The sequence below is a fragment of the Candidatus Microthrix parvicella Bio17-1 genome (assembly GCF_000299415.1).
GTDB classification, from domain to species: domain Bacteria; phylum Actinomycetota; class Acidimicrobiia; order Acidimicrobiales; family Microtrichaceae; genus Microthrix; species Microthrix parvicella.
Genome location: NZ_AMPG01000001.1, coordinates 1,657,762 through 1,676,886 on the forward strand (window position 1 = coordinate 1,657,762; position 19,125 = coordinate 1,676,886).

16 protein-coding genes and 1 tRNA gene are annotated in these 19,125 nt (G+C 66.8%); 10 read left to right on the top strand and 7 right to left on the bottom strand.

Features of this window, described 5'->3' with window-relative positions; genetic code table 11:
• Window positions 1–108: 108 nt before the first annotated feature.
• The 5 genes from MPARV_RS0108015 to MPARV_RS0108035 all read left to right on the top strand — a co-directional run bounded on the left by MPARV_RS0108015 (window position 109) and on the right by MPARV_RS0108035 (window position 6,112).
• Entirely contained in the window at window positions 109–1,269 is a 1,161-nt protein-coding gene (locus MPARV_RS0108015) for a ferritin-like domain-containing protein (protein ID WP_012223290.1), read from the top strand.
• A gap of 115 nt (window positions 1,270–1,384) precedes the next feature.
• Window positions 1,385–2,683 (top strand): hypothetical protein, encoded by a 1,299-nt coding sequence (locus MPARV_RS0108020; protein ID WP_020377867.1) that lies wholly within the window; start codon window positions 1,385–1,387, stop codon window positions 2,681–2,683.
• A gap of 24 nt (window positions 2,684–2,707) precedes the next feature.
• Window positions 2,708–4,030, top strand: a complete 1,323-nt coding sequence (locus MPARV_RS0108025; protein WP_157789513.1) for a peptidoglycan-binding domain-containing protein — start codon at window positions 2,708–2,710, stop codon at window positions 4,028–4,030.
• Complete coding sequence (locus MPARV_RS21080; RefSeq protein ID WP_202948818.1) at window positions 4,023–4,781, top strand: ABC transporter ATP-binding protein; 759 nt, start codon at window positions 4,023–4,025, stop codon at window positions 4,779–4,781. The genes MPARV_RS0108025 and MPARV_RS21080 overlap by 8 nt, the downstream gene beginning before the upstream one ends.
• Window positions 4,778–6,112 (top strand): ABC transporter permease, encoded by a 1,335-nt coding sequence (locus MPARV_RS0108035; protein WP_020377870.1) that lies wholly within the window; start codon window positions 4,778–4,780, stop codon window positions 6,110–6,112. Before MPARV_RS21080 ends, MPARV_RS0108035 begins: the two co-directional genes overlap by 4 nt.
• Before the next feature lie 102 nt (window positions 6,113–6,214).
• Here MPARV_RS0108035 and MPARV_RS0108040 read toward each other — a convergent pair whose 3' ends face one another.
• Window positions 6,215–6,901, bottom strand: a complete 687-nt coding sequence (locus MPARV_RS0108040) for a metal-dependent transcriptional regulator (RefSeq protein ID WP_012223301.1) — start codon at window positions 6,899–6,901, stop codon at window positions 6,215–6,217.
• 64 nt (window positions 6,902–6,965) lie between these two features.
• Between MPARV_RS0108040 and MPARV_RS0108045 the strand changes: the two genes are divergently transcribed.
• The 3 genes from MPARV_RS0108045 to MPARV_RS0108055 are packed head-to-tail and all read left to right on the top strand — an operon-like array spanning window position 6,966 to window position 10,540.
• Complete coding sequence (locus tag MPARV_RS0108045) at window positions 6,966–7,745, top strand: class I SAM-dependent methyltransferase (protein ID WP_020377871.1); 780 nt, start codon at window positions 6,966–6,968, stop codon at window positions 7,743–7,745.
• Window positions 7,742–9,286, top strand: coding sequence for a DUF3152 domain-containing protein (locus MPARV_RS22460; protein WP_157789514.1), 1,545 nt, complete (start codon window positions 7,742–7,744; stop codon window positions 9,284–9,286). Before MPARV_RS0108045 ends, MPARV_RS22460 begins: the two co-directional genes overlap by 4 nt.
• 27 nt (window positions 9,287–9,313) lie before the next feature.
• Complete coding sequence (locus MPARV_RS0108055) at window positions 9,314–10,540, top strand: glycoside hydrolase family 3 N-terminal domain-containing protein (RefSeq protein ID WP_157789515.1); 1,227 nt, start codon at window positions 9,314–9,316, stop codon at window positions 10,538–10,540.
• 41 nt (window positions 10,541–10,581) lie between these two features.
• Here MPARV_RS0108055 and bioB read toward each other — a convergent pair whose 3' ends face one another.
• The gene (bioB, locus tag MPARV_RS0108060) at window positions 10,582–11,613 is read right to left on the bottom strand and encodes a biotin synthase BioB (RefSeq protein WP_020377874.1); all 1,032 of its coding nucleotides are present in this window, start codon (window positions 11,611–11,613) and stop codon (window positions 10,582–10,584) included.
• 93 nt (window positions 11,614–11,706) lie between these two features.
• On the opposite strand from bioB, the gene MPARV_RS22465 reads away from it, so the two are divergent.
• Complete coding sequence (locus MPARV_RS22465) at window positions 11,707–12,105, top strand: DUF952 domain-containing protein (protein ID WP_020377875.1); 399 nt, start codon at window positions 11,707–11,709, stop codon at window positions 12,103–12,105.
• Window positions 12,106–12,147: 42 nt separating this feature from the next.
• Here the strand turns inward: MPARV_RS22465 and MPARV_RS0108070 are convergent.
• Both MPARV_RS0108070 and MPARV_RS0108075 read right to left on the bottom strand, forming a co-directional pair.
• A tRNA-Arg gene (locus MPARV_RS0108070) sits at window positions 12,148–12,221 on the bottom strand.
• 49 nt (window positions 12,222–12,270) lie between these two features.
• Complete coding sequence (locus tag MPARV_RS0108075; protein WP_020377876.1) at window positions 12,271–12,693, bottom strand: pyridoxamine 5'-phosphate oxidase family protein; 423 nt, start codon at window positions 12,691–12,693, stop codon at window positions 12,271–12,273.
• Window positions 12,694–12,783: 90 nt separating this feature from the next.
• Here MPARV_RS0108075 and MPARV_RS0108080 point away from each other — a divergent pair, with 90 nt between their 5' ends.
• The gene (locus tag MPARV_RS0108080) at window positions 12,784–16,032 is read left to right on the top strand and encodes an alpha-mannosidase (RefSeq protein ID WP_020377877.1); all 3,249 of its coding nucleotides are present in this window, start codon (window positions 12,784–12,786) and stop codon (window positions 16,030–16,032) included.
• A 53-nt stretch (window positions 16,033–16,085) separates the two neighbouring features.
• Here the strand turns inward: MPARV_RS0108080 and MPARV_RS0108085 are convergent, their stop codons facing one another.
• Genes MPARV_RS0108085 through MPARV_RS0108095 form a run of 3 tightly spaced genes read right to left on the bottom strand, consistent with a single transcriptional unit; the run spans window position 16,086 to window position 19,108 of the window.
• Window positions 16,086–16,763 carry an ABC transporter ATP-binding protein gene (locus MPARV_RS0108085; protein ID WP_012223370.1) on the bottom strand — a complete coding sequence of 226 codons (678 nt, stop codon included), beginning with the start codon at window positions 16,761–16,763 and terminating at the stop codon, window positions 16,086–16,088.
• A 5-nt stretch (window positions 16,764–16,768) separates the two neighbouring features.
• Window positions 16,769–17,866: an ABC transporter permease gene (locus MPARV_RS0108090; protein ID WP_020377878.1), complete on the bottom strand. Its 1,098-nt coding sequence runs from the start codon at window positions 17,864–17,866 to the stop codon at window positions 16,769–16,771.
• 57 nt (window positions 17,867–17,923) lie between these two features.
• Entirely contained in the window at window positions 17,924–19,108 is a 1,185-nt protein-coding gene (locus MPARV_RS0108095) for an ABC transporter permease (protein WP_020377879.1), read from the bottom strand.
• Window positions 19,109–19,125 lie beyond the last annotated feature (17 nt).

Below are 19,125 nucleotides of genomic sequence, written 5' to 3' on the forward strand. Positions count from 1 at the left end.
AATCAGGGTCTACCATGCGAAGCCCGGTTGTACGGCGTACACTCGGCGCTGCGACGGCCTCGATCACCGCGCCGACGCGTTGCCTCACACGATCTCGGGGGAGACACCATGACCGCCACCATCACGCCAAGCGGGACGTCCGACGACAACTTCGCCGCACGGCCCACGGACGTCAACGACGTCGACCACATCCTGGCCGCCTACGACGACAAGGGTTGGGCCGACGACATTGGCCGCACGGTTGAACTGAACGCAGACGCCTGGTTCACCTGGGACTACGAACGCTCCCGGCCGGCGCTGTCCAAGCTGTACGAAAAGGCCAAGACCTCCCAGTGGAACGGCACCACCGACCTCGACTGGAGCATCGACGTCGACCCCGAAGAGATCGCCCGGGGCCTCATGCAGTTCTCGATGGAGCGCTTCAAGATGCTCCAGGGGCTGCCCGGCTCTCCATTCAAGAACTTCGGCGAGAAAGAGTGGATGCGGGTCGGCGTCGAGATGCAGCGCTTTCAGCTCAGCCAGTTTCTGCACGGCGAACAGGGCGCCCTCATGGTGGCGGGATACGTCACCGCCACCACACCGTGGATCGACGCCAAGTACTACGCCGCCACCCAGACCGTCGACGAGGCCCGTCACGTCGAGGTGTTCGCCAAGTACCTGGACGAGAAACTGGGCGGCGCCTACCCGATGAACCCCAATCTTGGGGCCCTCATCACCGACACGCTCACCGACTCCCGCTGGGACCTCACCTACCTGGGCATGCAGATCATGGTGGAGGGCCTGGCCCTCGCAGCCTTTGGTGCGATGTTCCACACCACCACCGAACCGCTCCTCAAGCAACTGTTGCGTTATGTGATGTCTGACGAGGCACGCCACGTGGCCTTCGGTGTGCTGACGCTGCGCGAGTTCTACGAGGGGCTCTCCGACGCGGAGATGCGAGAGCGCCAGGAGTTCACCTTCGACTGCGCCGAGCGACTTCGCAACCGGTTCTTCATGGTTGACGTGTGGGAGCGCATGGGCGTCGACCCCCGCGCCGTACTCAAGGTGATGCAGGAGCACCCCGCCCCCCAACAGGCCGACTTTCAGCGACTGCTGTTCTCAAAGATCGTGCCCAACACCAAAAAGCTGGGCCTGCTGGACGCCTCGGATGGCTGGCTGCGCAAACGCTTCGAGCATCTGGGTGTCATCGAGTTTGAAGATTGGGTGGACACCTCGGAGGAATACGCCAACCTGGACGCCTTCGAGGCAGACGCCAAAACCACCAACTGAGCCGTCGTCACCCGAGCCCACACCAAGGGCTGCCCGAACAGGACCAAACCCGACGGTAACCTGTGGGGCTCACGGTCCCGGAAGAGCAGCGGGCCCCAACGGCGACGAGGCAGCGGTGCGCACACACAGAACCTTCATCGGCATCAGCGTGATGGCAACTGTGCTCCTCGCAGCCGGATGCGCTGGAGGTGACGACAACGCCACGGGGGACGCCGCCACACCCGACGCCGAGCTGATCTACGCCTCACCGCTGGCAAAGGCACTCAGCCTGGGCGATGCGCCCGACCTGGCCACCAAGCAACAGGAACTCACAGCCTCGTGCATGGCCGAACGGGGCTGGGACTACACCCCCGTGGCCATTCCGGGCGGTCTCGAAAGCGAGCTGGGCTCGCTCGACGAATACGCCAACCTGTTCAAGGAGACGTACCGCACCAAGTGGGGCTACGGCATCTCCACCATCTACGCCGACGACGGCAGCTACGTCGACGGTGCGCCGAGCGGATCCACCACGGGAACCGCCGACCCGAACGAGGCCTACGTCGCCTCGCTGTCCCCGTCCGAACAGTCCCGCTATTACTCCGATCTGTTCGGCGCCGGCATCGCGAAGGAACTGGCCGTGCCGGCGGACGATGCCGCAGCGCCAACCATCCCGGGCGACGCCCCGGCGGCCAACCCGAATTCGGGCGACGGGGTGGCCGTGGACCCCAACGTGGGAGGTGGCTCCGACCTGGACACCGGCAACTCCGAGGCACCGGAGGGCGACCTGGAACAGCTCAGTGGTTCGTGCACACTGGCCGGGCTGGGAGCCAAGAGTTCCGACGACCTCGCCCGACTCGAGCAGCTCTCGGCCAAGCTCGCCGATGCGGCCAATGAACTCGGCATCAACTCCACCGCTCAATTGGTGAAGATCACTCCCGCGTTGCAGACGGCTCAGCAGCGCTGGGCCGAGTGCATGGGGCAGGCCGGCCATCGGGTCAAGGTGATCGACGACCCGACGAAGCAGCTGTCCAAGCGACTCGATGAGGTGTTGTTCGGCTCGGCCGATTCGCCCGAGCCCGACCTTGGCGGCGTCACCAGCGTGCCCGGAGATGCCGCCACAACAACCACCACCGCACCCACCGCACCCGGCACCACCGGCGGCGGCGAGTCCGAGGTGGTGGCGGGCGGCGGTGACAACCCGGGTTCGGAGCAGGCCACAAAACGCGTTCAGGCCTTTAACCCCGCAGATGTGGACATCGCCGCGCTCAATCGGCTGCAGGCCGACGAGCTGGCGATGGCCAAGGATGACCGGGACTGCCAGGCCGAGTTCTTCCGGCCGGAGTACCTCAAGGTGCGCAGCGCCGCCGAACAGCGCTTCGTCGACCGAAACGGCGAGCTCCTGGACGAGCTCGCCAAGCTGACCGGGTTGGGCTGAGCAGTGACGCCCCGCCGGATCGCGTTGGGAGCGGTCCTACTGTCAATCGTCGCCGCCCTGGTGGGATTGCTGGTCGGGCGCAGCATCGAATCACCGGCCGACGCTGCGCTCGGGGCCAAGGCGCCACCATCGGGCCCCATCACCGTGCCAATTGAACGCAGGGTGCTGTCCGCCGACCTGCGCATTCGCGGCACGCTCGGTGCAACCGACTCCACCGAGGTGACCCTGGCCCCGTCCACCATCGGATCGCCCGACAACGTGGTCGTGCGGGCGCCGGCCCAGGGCGACACGGTCAACGAGGGCGACGTGATCCTGGTGGTGGGCAATCGCCCGGTGATCGCGCTGGTCGGCGACCTGCCGATGTACCGAGACCTCGGGCCCGGCGACCTGGGCGATGACGTTCGGCTGATCGAGGAGGCCTTGGGGCGCCTGGGCTACTTCACCATGACCGCAGACGACACCTACGACGCCGACACCGCCGCAGCAGTTGAGAAGTTGTACCAAGGTCGCGGTTTCGCCCCCATCGGCGCTCCGGCCGAGGTGACCGAGGAGATCGGCCGACTCACCGGAGAGGCCGATGCTGCGGCCAAGGAACGCGACGTCGCTGCACTGCGACGCGCCCAAGCGTCACTCAAGGCCGCCCGCACCAAGGCTGGCGCCCGCCTACCCGCCAACGAGGTGGTCTTGGCGCCCCGGCTGCCCGCGCGGGTGGCAAAGGCGGCGGTGAAGCGCGGCTCACGCATCGACGGAGCAGTCATGACGTTGGGGTCCGAGGTGGCCCAGATTCGCTCATCCGTCGCCGAGGCGGACCGCACGTTGGTGAAACCGAAACAGATCGCGCAGGTGGAGCTCACCGATACGGGCGACCGTTTCTCCGCCACGGTGGTCTCGGTCGCGTCGGAGCCCGGCACCAACGGCGCAGGGCCCGAGCGCTACGCCGTCACCCTGGCGCCCACTGATGCGCCCGCAAACAGCTTTGGCGCCGATGTCACCATCACGTTGCGGGTGCGGAGCACCGATGGCAAGGTGCTGGTGGTGCCGGCGGCCGCGCTGTCGTTGGGTGGCGATGGTGCCACCCGGGTGGAGGTGGTGAAACCCGTCGACGGGCAGGCGGGGAATGATCCAGCAGAGGATTCCGCCGTGTCAGCGCAGGAGGCCGCAACGGTCAAGGTGAAGCCCGGCCTGACCGCCGGCGGCCTGGTGGAGGTGACCCCTGCGGAGAAGGACGCCCTGAAGGCCGGCGACGAGGTGGTAGTGGGCACCGCAGACGGCACGCCCACCTCAACCCCGGTTGGCGGGGCCACCGGCTCCTCCCCCGACGATGGCGCCGACGCCAACCGTGGCTGATCGGGACGAACGCGCTCTGGATGAACCCGCCAACCCGGTGCTGGTTCAGCTGGACGGGGTCTGGCGCACGATGGAAGGCACCGAGCCGATCCATGCCGTCGCCAACGTGACGTTGCGCATCGAGCGGGGCGAGTGGTGGTCGATCACGGGCGCCTCGGGGTCGGGAAAGTCCACCTTGTTGAACCTCATCGGTTGCCTCGATCGGCCGACGCAAGGCGAGTACCGCTTTGACGGCACCGACGTGGCATCACTGAGCGATGCGCAGCGCGCCGGGTTGCGGGCGCGCCATCTGGGCTTTGTCTTTCAGGCATTTCATCTGCTGAGCACCCGCACCGCCACCGAAAACGTGATGGTGGCCGACCTGTACCGGCGCGGCCCACGAAGCGATCGTCGCGAACGGGCGCGCGAGGCGCTCGTGAGGGTTGGGCTGGGTTCGCGCCTCGACGCCTCGGTCACCCGGTTGTCCGGAGGCGAGCGCCAGCGGGTGGCCATCGCCCGGGCATTGCTGGGGCGTCCCGACCTGTTGCTGTGCGATGAGCCCACCGGCAACCTCGACTCGACCACCACCGGCGAGGTTTTGGACCTGTTGGAGGAACTACACGCCGACGGCCAGACCCTGTTGGTGGTCACCCACGAGGCCGACGTGGCCCGGCGAGGTGGCACCACCGCTGCGATGAGCGACGGCGCCCTCACCGTGGTGAGGGCCGGGCCCGAACCTGCCGCTACAACCGGCCCCGGACGGACCCCGTGAGCAACCTGGACGCGTCGGCCGATGAGCCGGTCGAGCCAGAGGCAGGAGCGACGACCCTGACGTCGCTCACCACCCGCGGGGGGCGGCCGAAGCGGCCGAAGCGTTCGAGCATCGCCGCCATCGACCTGATCGACGAGGCGCTCAGCTCGGCCTTTGCCCGCCCCGGGAGGGCTGTGCTGACAGCGCTCGGCACGGTACTGGGCATCGTCACGCTGGTGGCCACCGCCGGGCTGAGCCGCACGGCGGGGCAACAGATCGTCGACCGCTTCGACGAGCTCGCCGCCTCTACCGTGGACGTGCAGCCCGCCACCGTGCCCGGGGGCATGGACGGCACCAAAACGGTGGTGGTGGGCAACCCGATGGGGTGGGATGCCGCTCAGCGGGTGAACCGACTCGCCGGGGTCGACGGGGCCGCAACGCTGAGCGACCTGGAACTGCCCGAGGGGGAGACCATCTCGGCGGTACCGGTGATCGACCCATCGGCAGCACCGAGCGTGGCCCCGCCGCTGATGGCGGCATCGCCCGACCTGCTCGCTGCAGTTCGGGGCCGTCTCAGCACCGGCAGATTCTTCGACTCCGGTCATGACCGGCGGGCCGACCAGGTGGCGGTGCTGGGCGCCGACGCCGCCACCAAGCTTGGCATCACCCGGCTGGAGGCCTCCCCGGCAATCCTGATCGGCGACGACCCCTATTCGGTGATTGGAATCATTTCGGGCGCTCAACGACGCCGCGAACTGCTGGATGCCATCGTGGTGCCCGAGGGTACCGCCAAGGCGCGCCTCGGCCTGGAGGCGCCATCCTCGCTCATCGCCGAGACCGACGTTGGAGCTGCCGGGCAAGTGGCCAACCAAATCCCGCTTGCGCTCTCGCCCAACGATCCCGACCTCGTCACCGCCACGGCGGGGTGGGAGCCCTCCGACGTGCGACGCGGCGTGAGCGAAGACGTGTCGGCCCTGTTCCTGGTGCTGGGCGGAGTGGCACTGCTGGTGGGCATGCTGGGCATCGCCAACGTCACCCTGGTGTCGGTGCTGGAACGGACCGGCGAGATCGGACTTCGACGAGCGCTGGGTGCCGGGCGCCGTCACATCGCCGCACAGTTCCTCACCGAAAGTGCGTTGCTGGGCACCCTGGCGGGCATGGTCGGCTCGGCCACCGGTGTCGTGCTGACCGTGGTGGTGGCTGCCAACCGAGGTTGGACACCGGTCCTCGATCCGTGGCTTCCCCTGGTGGCCGTGCTGCTCGGTGCGGCAGCGGGTCTCCTCGCCGGTGCCTACCCGGCCTGGCGGGCAGCCCGCCTCGAGCCGGTTGACGCCTTGCGCTCAGCCACCTGATCTGCCCTTGGCTCCCGCCGCCCATGATTCAGCCCCTCGCCCAAGCAACCCGAGCGGGTTTTGATCATGACAGCAGCTCAGCCAACCAACACCCACCGATGATCAGGCGGCCTTCACCAAGATCCGCTCGGAGGCAAACGAGCCGATGCCCACCGTGTCGTCATCGATCGACACCGTGGCCGACCCGTCAGGCGACAGTGCCACCAAGGTGCCGATTGCGCCGGGCTGCAACTTGTGGCTCTCGAGGAACTCCAACATGCCCTTGGCAAACTCCAGTTCCTCGGGGATACGCGTGATCACGAATCCGGCACCGGCCTTCAGGTCCGACAGCGGCACCAGGTCGGGGGTTCGATAATCGCTGCCGGGGATCGGGTTGCCGTGGGGACACGTCGTCGGGTCGCCGAGGAGTTCAGCCAGCGCCTCCTCGACCGGAGTTGAGATCACGTGCTCCCATTTGCCCGCCTCCTGATGCGCCAGCGCCCAGGACAGCCCGAGGATATCGGTGAGAAACCGCTCTGCCAGGCGATGACGGCGAACCACCTGCTCGGCCAGCTTGGTGCCCTCTTCGGTCAGCGAGATCTTGGCCCGAGCCACCGTCAGAAGCCCTTCGTCGGCCATTTTGTGCACCATTTCCGACACTGCCGGCCGAGAGACGTCGAGGCGTTCGGCGATGCGTGCCTGAATGACCGCCACGTCGTCCTCGCGAAGCTCGAAGATGGTCTCGCAATACTCCTCGAACGCCGGGTGATACTCGTTGAGTCTGGCGTTGCCTCGGCTCGACGTCTGCATATCACCACCATAGGTCGCCCCGGACCCGTCGGGTCGCCGCTGCGCCGGCGTTACTGTGGAGCGAATGGCGGCCAACCAACATGCCACTCCTCCCCCGGTTGTCCCGGGCGACGGGCACTGGTTCGAGGGGCTGGCCGATCACCTCGGTTCGGCCTATCTCCGCTATTCCTTCACCAAGGGAACCGTGCGCGAGGTCGACTCGCTCTTCGACCTCCTCCAACTCAAACCTGGCATGGCACTACTGGATGTCGGCTGCGGACCCGGGCGCCACAGCCACGAGTTTGCCAGGCGTGGCATCGAGGCCACCGGGGTGGACATCTCGGAGCGCTTCGTGCAGTTGGCCAACTCCGAAGCGCCTGATGGTGCGACCTTTCAACGGGTCGATGCCCGACGCCTCAACTTTGACCAGTCCTTCGACGCCGCCATCTCGCTGTGTCAAGGGGCGTTCGGGTTGGGTGGACCCGCCGATGACGCCGACGACCCCCAACTGCTGCAACCGGATCTTGCCGTCTTGGGGGGCATTGCCCGGGCACTCCGTCCTGGAGGGCGCTTCGCCGTCTCGGCCTTCTCCGCCTACTTCCAAGTGGCCAACCTGGAACAGAGCGATACGTTCGACGCCGCATCCGGGGTCAACCACGAACGCACCGAGATCCGGTCGGAGTTCGACGAATCGAACGAGGTCGACCTGTGGACCACCTGCTACACCCCACGCGAGTTGCGGCTGCTCTTCGAGCGAGCCGAACTGGTGGTAGACGCTGTTCATTCTGCCGAAACCGGCACCTACCGGCCACTTGACCCGGCCACCACCACTCCGGAGTTTCTCGTGCTAGGACACCGACCATGAACTATCTACCACACACCTTCGAGCAGGTGACTCGTCGCGGTGCTCTCAGCCGAGCGGCCAGGCGAACTTCAGCAATGCTTGCGGTGGGTCTCGCCACCGCCGCGACCATCACGCTTGCACCCACCTTCGGTGTCAACGCAGGTGCCCAGGACGGGCCCGCACAGGAGCACGTGGCGTTGGCGTTCGAATCCCCCTTGGAGGACGTGAGCCCCGACGTCCTGAAGGTGACAGCGTTGGCCACCCTGGGCGACGAACGCGGCTGGGTCCGGGCGGGTTTCACCTTCACCGAGGACGAGAGCAGCCCAAACAGGATCCTGCTCGCGGAGCCCGATGCAACGGCTGCGTTGTGCGCCGGGGCCGACGCGGACGGCACGATCGGTTGTCAGCGCGAAACCATCGTGGTGATCAACGCAGCCGCGTGGCGGCAACCCCCCGATGGCTGGGCCGAACCAGAGACCTACCGCCAGTATCTGATCAACCACCTCGTCGGCCACCTGCTTGGCCAGGCACAGCAGGTGGACCGGTGCCCAAACCCCGGCGAGCCTGCGGCGGTGATGGCCCCCCAGTTTGAAGGGTTGGAGGGCTGTCAGCCCAACGCCTGGCCCTTGGATCCAGAGGTGCTGACCGCGTCGAAACGACCGGTCGAGATCGCCCAGGCGCCGGGAACCGACGACAGCCCGACTGCGACGACCTCCCAGGACGGCACAGCGGTCACGTTGGGCACCGATGTACCGAAAGCAACCGGCGAACCCGCCAACACTGGAACAACCAAGTCGTCGTCGCCGGCGGCGCTCGTAGCGCTGGGGGTCATTGCCCTGATCCTTCTGGCCGGCCTGGCGTGGATCGCGCTTCGTCGACGTCGACCCGGAGCTTCACCGGACAGCCTCGACGGTGGAACCAATCCCGACGGTTTCAGCACGGCCACCGACCTCACCGAGACTGACCCTCCGGATGTGATTGATGAGTCGGGAACCACTCCCATCAACGTTCCAGCGACGGTCGAGATGGCCACCGGCGACACTGGCGATGACCACTTCGTCCCGTTCGGCTTGGGCGCAAACGGCTCCGATGACGATCTCGCCGGCGATCAGCCGTGGACCCTGAGTCTGAGCGGGGCGGCGCAACAGGAGGGCCGGTTGGCCTGGCTGGTCCCCAACCGATGGGAGGAGCGTGACATCACCGCCCTGACCGATGCACTCTCCGACACGACCGACGCGTCCTCTGAAACGACCGGCGACCCGACCGCGCCCGAACAGGTGGGCGACCTGTTGACAAGCTTCTTCCAAGCCCGTCCATACCTGGCGCCGGACGATCATGAGGCGGTTGGTCTCACCATCCTCGGAACTGATGAGGTGGTGGCGGTCGCACTGGGGGCCGCCGAGGTCATCGAACTCCGCAACGGCCTGGCGAAGCCCGCTCGTCGCCAGGGAGTCGTGCGGCTACATCACTCGAACACTGCACTCCTTGAAGTGGAGGTCTCGGTCATCGCCCCCGCTCGACCTCGTGCTCGAATCATGATCAAGCAGACCGGCTCCGAATAGTTGAGTCGGACTGAAACAATGGGGACCATGCTCAGCTCAAGGGTCTGGCCACTCCTCGTCCTCGCCCTGATGATGGCGGGCTGTGCAGGGTCGGAAGCTGCACAGGACGAACCGTCAACCTCCCAGTCGACGGTCGTGACACCCGGAACCACAGCAGTCGTTGCCGTCCCGACGACCGGCGGTTCACCCGTGGCCGCCCCGACGTCGGAGACCACGCAGGTTGAACCCGATCCGGTCTCGTGGCCGCTTCGACAGAAGTTGGCCCAGATGTTGATGCCCGGGTTCAACGCTGGACCGGGCGGCACCTCCACCAGCCCGAGCGAGGTACAGGCTCTGATCGACGCCGGCGCCGGTGGGGTTTTCGTCGGGCGCAAGGAAGAGACACTCTTCGCTTCTTCTGTCATGACCAACGCCCGGGCCAACACGCTGCCGCCCTTCGTTGCCACCGACGGTGAGGGGGGCCAGGTCGATCTGTTGCCGTCGATCATGGAGCCGCTCCCTCCAGCAGGGGAGATGGCCGCCTGGGATACCGACCGCATACGCGCCGCCGGGGCGTCCCGTGGGACCAATCTGGCCCAGCGGGGGGTCACCGTCGACTTCGCGCCGGTGCTCGACGTGGCCGGAGGAACCAACCCGCTGGGCGACCGCACCTGGTCGGCCGAGCCCGACGAGGTGGTGCGCACCGCCGGTGCCTTCGCCGAGGGCCTCTGCTCGGCGGGGGTGCTCCCCACGTTCAAGCACTTCCCCGGCCACGGCCGCGCCGACGCTCACGGCGACGATGCACCGGCCCGCACCCCCGACCTGGCGGCGATGGAACAGTCGGATCTCCTGCCGTTCAAGGAAATGATCGCTTCGATGGGCGACCGGTCACTGCTGATGACCGGCCACCTCGACGTACCGGGGCTGACCGATGGCGGTGAACCCTTCTCGCTGAACCCCGAAGCGATGAAGTACCTGCGTGACACCATGGGGTACGACGGCGTCACCGTCACCGACGAGCTGGCCGAGATGGGCGCCATCACCAAGCGCGGCATCTCGGTGCCGGATGCCGTTGAGATGGCCCTGGTCGCCGGCAACGACATGGCGCTCTACTTCGGTGATGTCGACCAGATGAACGAGGTGCTCGACCACCTCGAGACGGTGGTGGCCGAGGGGCGCCTCAGCGAGGCCCGGGTCGATCGCTCGCTCGCCAGGATCTTGGCCCTGAAGTCCTCTGGTGCCTGCGCGAGCCCGATCGCGCCTCAAGGCGGGTAGATCGAACGACGTCAGGTTGCCGATTCCAAGCTGCCAGGTGGTCAGGCCTCGCTGAGCCCGGCCCGCAGACCCAGACGGTCGAGTAGGTCTCGATCGCTGTTGCCCTCCGGGTTCTCGGTGGTCAACAGCCTTTCGCCGTAGAAGATGCTGTCGGCACCGGCGCTGAAGCACAAGGCCTGCAGCTCGTCGGACATCTCGGTGCGGCCGGCGCTGAGGCGCACCGCCGAGTTGGGCATCAGCAACCGGGCGACGGCGACGGTGCGCACGAACTCGAAGGGATCGAGGGTCTCGCCGGTGGCCAGCGGAGTGCCCGGCACCTGCACCAGCTCGTTGATCGGCACCGACTCGGGGTGATGGGGCAGGTTTGCCAGGGTCACCAGCAAGCCCACGCGGTCGGCCCGGGTCTCACCCATGCCCACGATGCCGCCGCAGCACACCTTCATGCCCGCCGCACGCACGGCCTCGAGGGTCGCCAGACGATCGCCGTAGGTGCGGGTGGTGATGATCTCCTCGTAGTACTCGGGCGAGGTGTCCAGGTTGTGGTTGTAGTAGTCCAGGCCGGCCTCGGCCAGCGCCTCAGCGTGGTCGTCGGTGAGCATGCCCAGGGTCATACACGTCTCCAGCCCCAGGGCCTTGACACCCTCGATCATCGCGCCGACCCGCGCGATGTCGCGGTCCTTGGGCGAGCGCCACGCGGCCCCCATGCAGAACCGTTGGGCCCCTGCCTCCTTGGCAGTTCGGGCCGCAGCCACCACCCGCTCGACGTCCATCAGCGGCTCTGGGGTGAGGCCGGTGTTGTACTGGGCGGCCTGGGGGCAATAGGCGCAGTCCTCCGGGCAGGCGCCGGTTTTGATCGACAGCAAGGTGCTGAGTTGCACCGCATCGGGCTCACGATGGCGTCGGTGGGTGCTCTGGGCCCGCCACAGCAGTTCGGTCAGCGGCAGTTCGAACAGCGCGGTGACCTCGTCGAGAGTCCAGTCGTGGCATTCCTCGTCGAGCGCCTCAGCGGATCGAAGTGCTGGTTGAGCGGCGGTGCGTGGGGTCACGTCTGCGGGCGTCAGGGTGTCGGTCACTCTCAAAGTGTCGCGGGATTCTGGTGTGGCATCCAAAGGCTGCCGCCCGCTCGATCCGGAGAAGTGGCCCCGGGCTGTGGTTGCATGAGGCTCATGAGTGACGCACCCGATCAGTGGCCGACCCCAACCGGACTCACCTATCACCTCAGCCCGGTGCCGGTCTGGGAGGCACAGCGGGTCGGTGAGCTGTACGCACCCGAGGCGTTCACCGACGAAGGATTCGTGCACACCACCATCGACCTGGAAACGCTGCTGATCCCGGCAAACCGCTACTACACCGACGACACTCGGCCCTACGTGTGCCTCACGATCGACCTGGCACGGGTATCCGGCGAGGTGCGCTTCGACGCCGACCCGTTGATCTACCCCCACATCTACGGTCCCGTCCCAACCGGAGCGGTCACTGAGGTTCGGGCCGCTCAGCGGTCTTCCACCGGCGTCTTCATCGGCTTCGGCGATCCTGAGAGGCCGGACCAACCACCGGCGCAATGAGGCGGTCGCTGAATGAGGCGGTCACGAAATGCCAGTGTTGAGTGCCCCGGACAGGAATCGAACCTGTGGCCTACCGCTTAGGAGGCGGTCGCTCTATCCAACTGAGCTACCGAGGCGAGGTCGACCATTGTCGCAGCATGCAGCGCCGGCCGACAGCCGGAGGCGCTACTTCCGGGGGTCGGTGTGGAAGCGGCGTCCGGTGACCTCGTCGGCGGTGATGGCCACGTAATGGTGCTTATCGCCACGGTCCCATGGGTACAGCGCCAGATCTTCGGCGTGAGCCATCTCCTCCACCGTGTGCAGTTCTCTTGCCCTGCCCTTCAGCACCACACTCCACGCGACACCGTTGGAGTCGTCGATGTGATCCACCTCGTAGGCCACGCCGGATCCCAAAACGGCCGCCGCCAGCTTGGTACCGGGGTCGGTGCGAAACACGATGGTGCGGCCGTCCACCACGTGGTTGATCGGGAAGATGTCGGGCTGGTCGCCGATCGCAACCGCCAGACGGCCGGTACGCGCCTTGGTCAGCAGATCCCAACACGCATCCACGCTCAGTTCCTCGGTCAGCTTCGCTTCGTCGGCGGTCATGGCCCTCCCCCAGGTATGTCGGTCGGCTCTCGGTCTACCAGCTTCCCGGTCTCGCCTGCACCGTAGGGGGCTCTCCGCAATGATGGGTCGATGCACGACGAGCCCCACATTGCCGAACGCCGTATCCGCCGTCTGTTGGAGGAGCGCATCCGGCCGGCCACCTACGGCCCGGGTGCGCCGCTGAGCCTGACGGCCCACCATGTTGCTGGGGAGCCCATCGCCGTGGTGGCTGCACAGCAGGCACACTACGAACCTTTCGCCATCGGCGACCCGTGGGGCCCCCCGTGGGGCACCACCTGGTTTCGGATGTCGGGCACGGTGCCGCCCGACATGGCCGGGCGACGGGTGGAGGCGGTCGTCAACCTCGGATTCATCTCGGGCCAGGTGGGGTTCAATGCCGAGGGAATGATCTGGCGCGACGGCGTCCCGGTGCACGGGTTGCACCCCGCCCGCCAATGGAGCCTGGTCAGCCCGCACGCCCTGGGAGGCGAGCAGGTGGACCTGCTGGTGGAGGCTGCGGCCAACCCCTTCGTCAACCTCAACGTGATCACTCGGTTGGGCGACGTGTTGACCGCCTCGAAGCAACCGCTGTATCGCCTGGCTCAGGCCGAGCTCGCACCCCTCAATACCGACGTGTGGAACCTGGCGTTGGAGATCGACTTTCTGGTCCGCCTTGGCTGGCAACTGGATACCGGTTCGGGCTCTCGCAAGCTGCGGATCATGCAGGCCCTGGGGCGCGCTGCCGATGCCCTCGATCTGGACAACATTGTCGGCTCGGCGAAGGCGGCACGCTCGGAGCTGGCCGAGGTGCTCGCCGCCCCGGCGGTCGCATCGGAGCACCGCTGCTTCGCCATCGGGCACGCCCACATTGACACCGCCTGGCTGTGGCCACTGCGCGAGACCCGCCGCAAGTGCGCCCGGTCGTTCGCCAACTCACTTGACCTGATCGACAACGACCCCGACTATCGCTTCGGTTGCTCCCAGGCCGTGCAGTACCAGTGGATGATCGACGAATACCCGTCGGTTGCCGAGGGCATCGCCCAGGCGGTCGCTGCGGATCGCTGGGTACCGCTGGGAGGCATGTGGGTGGAGGCCGATGGCAACCTGCCCTCAGGTGAGGCGATGGCCCGCCAGTTCCTTCACGGCCAACGGTTCTTCCGAGAGCACTACGGCGTGACCTGTCGGGAGGCGTGGATCCCCGACGTGTTCGGATATCCGGCCTCGCTGCCGCAGATCTTTGCGCTGGGTGGCTCCTCCGCGTTTGTCACCCAGAAGATCTCATGGAACCGCACCAACACCTTCCCTCATCACACCTTCTTGTGGGAGGGGCTGGACGGCACATCGCTGCCCACCCACTTTCCGCCCGTCAACACCTACAACGCTGAGATCGACCCAGGTGAGCTGGTGCCCGCCGCCCGCACGTTCGCAGAACGGGCGGTGGCCAACACCTCGCTGGTGCCCTTTGGTCACGGCGACGGTGGAGGCGGTCCCACCCGCGAGATGATGGCCCGGGCGCGCATCGCCGCCGATTGTGAGGCGATCCCCCGGGTGTCGATCGGCTCTCCCGCCGAGTTCTTCACCGAGGCGTTGGCCGAGCTGCCTGATCCGCCCCGCTGGGTGGGTGAGTTGTACCTGGAGATGCACCGGGCCACCTACACGGCCCAGGCCAAAACCAAGGCAGGCAATCGCCGAAGCGAGGCCCTGCTGAGAGAGGTGGAGTGGTGGGCGCTGGCAGCCGCAGGGGGCAGCCCCGGCGACGCCTACCCGACAGCAGAGTTGGACGAACTGTGGAAGGAGACGCTCACCCTCCAGTTCCATGACATTCTGCCCGGCAGCTCGATCGCCTGGGTGCATCGCGAGGCCGAGGCAGGCTACGAGCGCATCATCGGGCGCTGCGAGGCGCTGATCGCCGACTCGCTGGGCACAATCGCAGACTCGGTGACCGGGATCAGGGGCGGTGCGGCGGGCGGCTCTTCGACGTCGCCAACCAATGGAGTAGACGTCGCCACCGGCGTGTTGCTCGCCAACCCGGCGCCGCACCCCCGGGTTGGGGTGCACCTGGTCGACTGGCCCGACGGGGCCCCTCATCCGGCAGGGTCGCAACCCCTCGCAGACGGACGACTGGCCGTGGCGGCCGACCTCCCAGCGGGCGGCTGGGTGGTGCCGCCCACTGGTGGCGCCGCAGACCATGCCCAACACCGGGTACGGGTCGAGACCGATCCTGCCGGTGGTGGCAGCATGGACAACGGTCTGCTCACCCTCACCTGGGACACCCACGGTCTGGTCACGTCGCTGGTGGATCACCGGGTGCAGGGCGGTCGACAGGTGCTGCGGTCAGGCGAGCCGGGCAACGTGCTCGAGCTCTCCGAGGATCTACCGCTGGAGTTCGACGCCTGGGACCTGGAGGCCTACCACGCCAACTCGACCGTGACGCTCGCCGAGGCGGAACTGGTGGAGGTGGTCGATGCGGGTCCCCTGGTGGCCTCACTGAAGGTCACTCGCCGCCACAACACGTCGACGTTCACCCAGGTGATCCATCTCACTGCCGGCTCCGCCCGCGTTGACGTCGGGTACGACATCGACTGGGCCGAGACCGACAAGGTGCTGAAGGTGGCATGGCCGGTGGACGTGCACACTCACGAGGTGGCCTCCGAAATCCAGTTCGGACACGTGGTGCGGCCGGTGCACCAGAACACGTCCTGGGATGCGGCCCGCTTTGAGTTCTGCGCCCACCGGTGGATCGACGCCTCCGAGCGGGGCTACGGCGTAGCGCTGTTAAACGACGCCAAGTATGGCCACGACGCGCTGGACGGCACGCTCCGCCAGACGTTGCTGACCGCCTCCACCTACCCGGATCCAGCCGCCGACAAGGGTCACCACCGGTTCACGCTGGCGGTGCTGCCGCACCTCGGCGACCTCGTCGAGGGTGACGTCGTCGCCGAGGGCTGGCGCCTCAACAATCCGGTCCGAGCCATCCTCGCCCCCGGAGCAGCGGACGTTGCTGTTGTCGCTGCTCGCCGCGCTGCCCGCAGTGATGCTCCAACAGTTCCACCGGTGACCTGCGACATTCCGGGAGTCACCGTCGAGGCGGCAAAGGCCGCCGAGGACGGCTCGGGTGATCTGGTCGTCCGCCTGTCCGAGGTACACGGCGGCCGCGTTGCGGGCACCGTCACGCTCGGTGCCCCTGCCGCAACGGTGCAGGTCTGCGACCTCTTGGAGGACGAACTTCCGACCGACGATCCTCGGCGAGTCGGAACCGCGGCAGCGCTGCTCGACGACTTCACCGTCAAGGCGACCCTTCATCCGTTCAAGGTGCTCACCCTTCGGTTCGCCAGGTAGCTCCGCACCCCGTGACGACCCCAACGCGCTGTGAACGGGCTGCCCTTCCCGGGTCAGTCGGCCTGGAGCGCCCCGTCCACGATGCGCACCGTGCGATCGCCGTAGTCAAGCACCCGCTCGTCGTGGGTGACGATGATGGCGGCGACGCCTCGACCCTTGATCTCACGTTCGAGCAGGTCCATCACCTGCTTGCCCAACTCCGAGTCGAGCGACGAGGTCGGCTCGTCCACCAGGACCAGCGACGGGTCGTTCATCAACGCCCTGCCGATGGCCACCCGCTGCTGCTGGCCACCCGAGAGCTGGGAGGGCAGGCTGTCGCCCCGCTGACCCAGGCCGAGCTCATCGAGCAACTCGTCGGCACGATCTTTGGCCTCGGAGTCGATTCGGGCGCCGCCAAACTGGCGGACAACCAAAAGGTTCTCACGGGCCGTGAGGAAGGGCACGAGGTTGACCGACTGGAAAACAAAGCCCACCTGGTCCCGACGAAAATTGGCCAGGTCCTTGTCGTTCAGGTCGGTGATCTCGGTGCCGCCAACCCGCACGCTGCCGGAGGTTGGACGAAGCAACGCGCCGGCCACCGTCAACAGGGTGGTCTTGCCCGACCCGGATGGCCCGACCAGCAGCATCATCTCGTCCTCCGCCACGGTCAGGGTCACGTCGTCAAGGGCCACCACCTGAGCCTCGTCGGCTCCATAAACCTTGCGGGCCTTGTCCAGTTCCAATGCGGGCATACGCACTATCCAATCGCTTCGGCAGGGTCGATACGAAGAACTCGGCGCAGCGTGAACAGGCTTCCCAGCAGGGCGCTCAACAGCACGCCAACGGCGATCTGGACCAGCCGAGCGGGCACCAACCGAACCGGCAGGGTGGCGGGAAGCACGCTGACAAAGACGGCACTCAGCACAACGCCGAGCACCAACGCCACCACACTGACGCACACCGCCTGAACCGAAATACCAGCCAGCAGATCGCGCGTTCTGGCGCCAAGCGCCTTCAGCACCGCGTACAGGCCAACCCGTTCCAACGTGATCAGCGTAAAGAACAGCGCCACCACCATGAGCGTGACCACGAAGGTGACGCCGATGATGCCCCGAAAGGTCGACGACTGCTGTTGGACCACCGGCAACGCCTGGATCGCCTGCTCCGGGGTGACGACATCGATGCCGTCCTCGCCGCCCAACCGACCGGCCAGTGCGTCCAACCCGCCGGTATCCAATGCCGTGTCGCTCGGTTGGACGACCAGCGCCTGGTCCACCCCGGGTGGTAACACGGCGGCAGGGTTGGCCTTCTGGACGATCTCACGCCACCGCTTGCTCGACAGCCAGACCGTCGGCGAGCCCTGCGACAGATCATCGACAACCTTCGACACTTCGACCGGCTCCGACGTGGGGCCAATCAACAATGTGTCGCCAACCTTGACGTCGTTTCGGTCGGCAAGGGCGGCGTCGATGACGGCATCATCGCTTGGAGGAGCGGGCAGCACGTCGGTGGGAAGGTCGTAACCGAACAACACAATGTCGACAACGTCACCGTCGACGTCCTGGGCGGTCGAGGCGATCTGGTTCAGCACGCCCACCTTGGCCACCCCATCGGCCTTCGCCAACACATCAGCCTGCTTCACGTCCACCCGCGAACGACCGATGAGTAGATCGCTCTGATCGGAGAAGACAAGCAACCGACCCTCGTGGGCGCGATAGGGACCGGTCTGGTTGAGCTCCAAGCCGTCAAGAAAACCGCCGAGCACGACCAGCAACACGACGAGCATCGTCAGCGCGCCACCGACCGGAACGAACCGGCCCGGACGGCGCACCAACTCCTTGAAGAAGATCCCCACAGCTAGTTCACCCCCGCAGCGTCTTGTGGCACGTTGACACCCGACATCCGCATCGCGCTAGCGACCGCCTTTCGACGTGGCCCGCACCGGGTCGATGGCCAGCACCCGTCGCACCGCCCCGACCGACGCAACGAGGCCGATCACCACGATCAGGCCCACGGTCGCGGCCGTGGTCGAGGGGCTCAGCCCGGCGCCGAACACGTCCCGGGACAGCGCCAGCAGGCCGGCGGTGACCGCCGATCCAATCAGCGCACCCAAGCCGACCACAACCAGTACCTGAATCAGCACGGAGGTGATCACATCACGGCTGCCCGCACCAACGGCCCGCAGCAGCACCAGTGCGTCCTCCTTTTGAACGGTGAGGATCAGGAAGAACACACCGGTGACGAGAGCAACAACGATGTAGAGCAGCAAATACAGAATGGTGAACGATTGCGTGATTTGGCCAACCCCTGGGAGCGCAGCCACCGCGTCGGCCCGGTCCAACGCCTCGATCCCATCGACCGACTCGTTCAACCTCTGGGCGACCTCGGCGGGTTCGGCTCCGTCGGCCACGGTCACTCCGATCAGCGATGGCGGCACGTCGACCGGCGAACCGGCACGCTCCTGAGACACCTTCACATAATCCTCGAACGGAACGTAGAGGGTCGGCAGCACGTTGAAGGCCGCGTCGTCTGCGCTGCCGACCACCGTGAAGGTCATACCTTCCACTGCAACCTTGCGGCCGATATCGATCGGGGTGTCGAACGCCGACCCGCTGAACAAGGCTTCGCCCGGTGCCTTGGGAAGCCGGCCATCCGCAACCTTGGCCGGTACCGACGGCCCGGACGGGTCGCCGCCCACCAACTGCACGTCCAGCTCAGCGCCGCCGGATTGAGCGCCGCCGGATTGAGCGCCGCCGGATTGAGCGCCGCCGGACCCGTCGCCCGGGGCCGCCGATCCGATCAGACGTGCGGTGAATACGCTCAGGCCGATCGGCGAGGTGGCGGCAACGCCCCCCACCGCTGCAATCTCTTGTTGCGCCCCGGGCCGCAACACGCTGGTCGCCGGATTGCTGCGAGCCTGCTGGTCGTAAACGAACACCTGGGCCGAGGACGACTCGAGACCTCCGGTCAGGCCGCTGGTCAAGGTTCCCGCCACGGCCTGGAAGAACAGCAACAACAACACCAGCAATGCCACGGCCAACGTCAAGAGCGAGAACCGGCCGAGTGACCGGCGGATCTCCTTGAACGCTACGAACATGTGTGCCAGGTGATCAC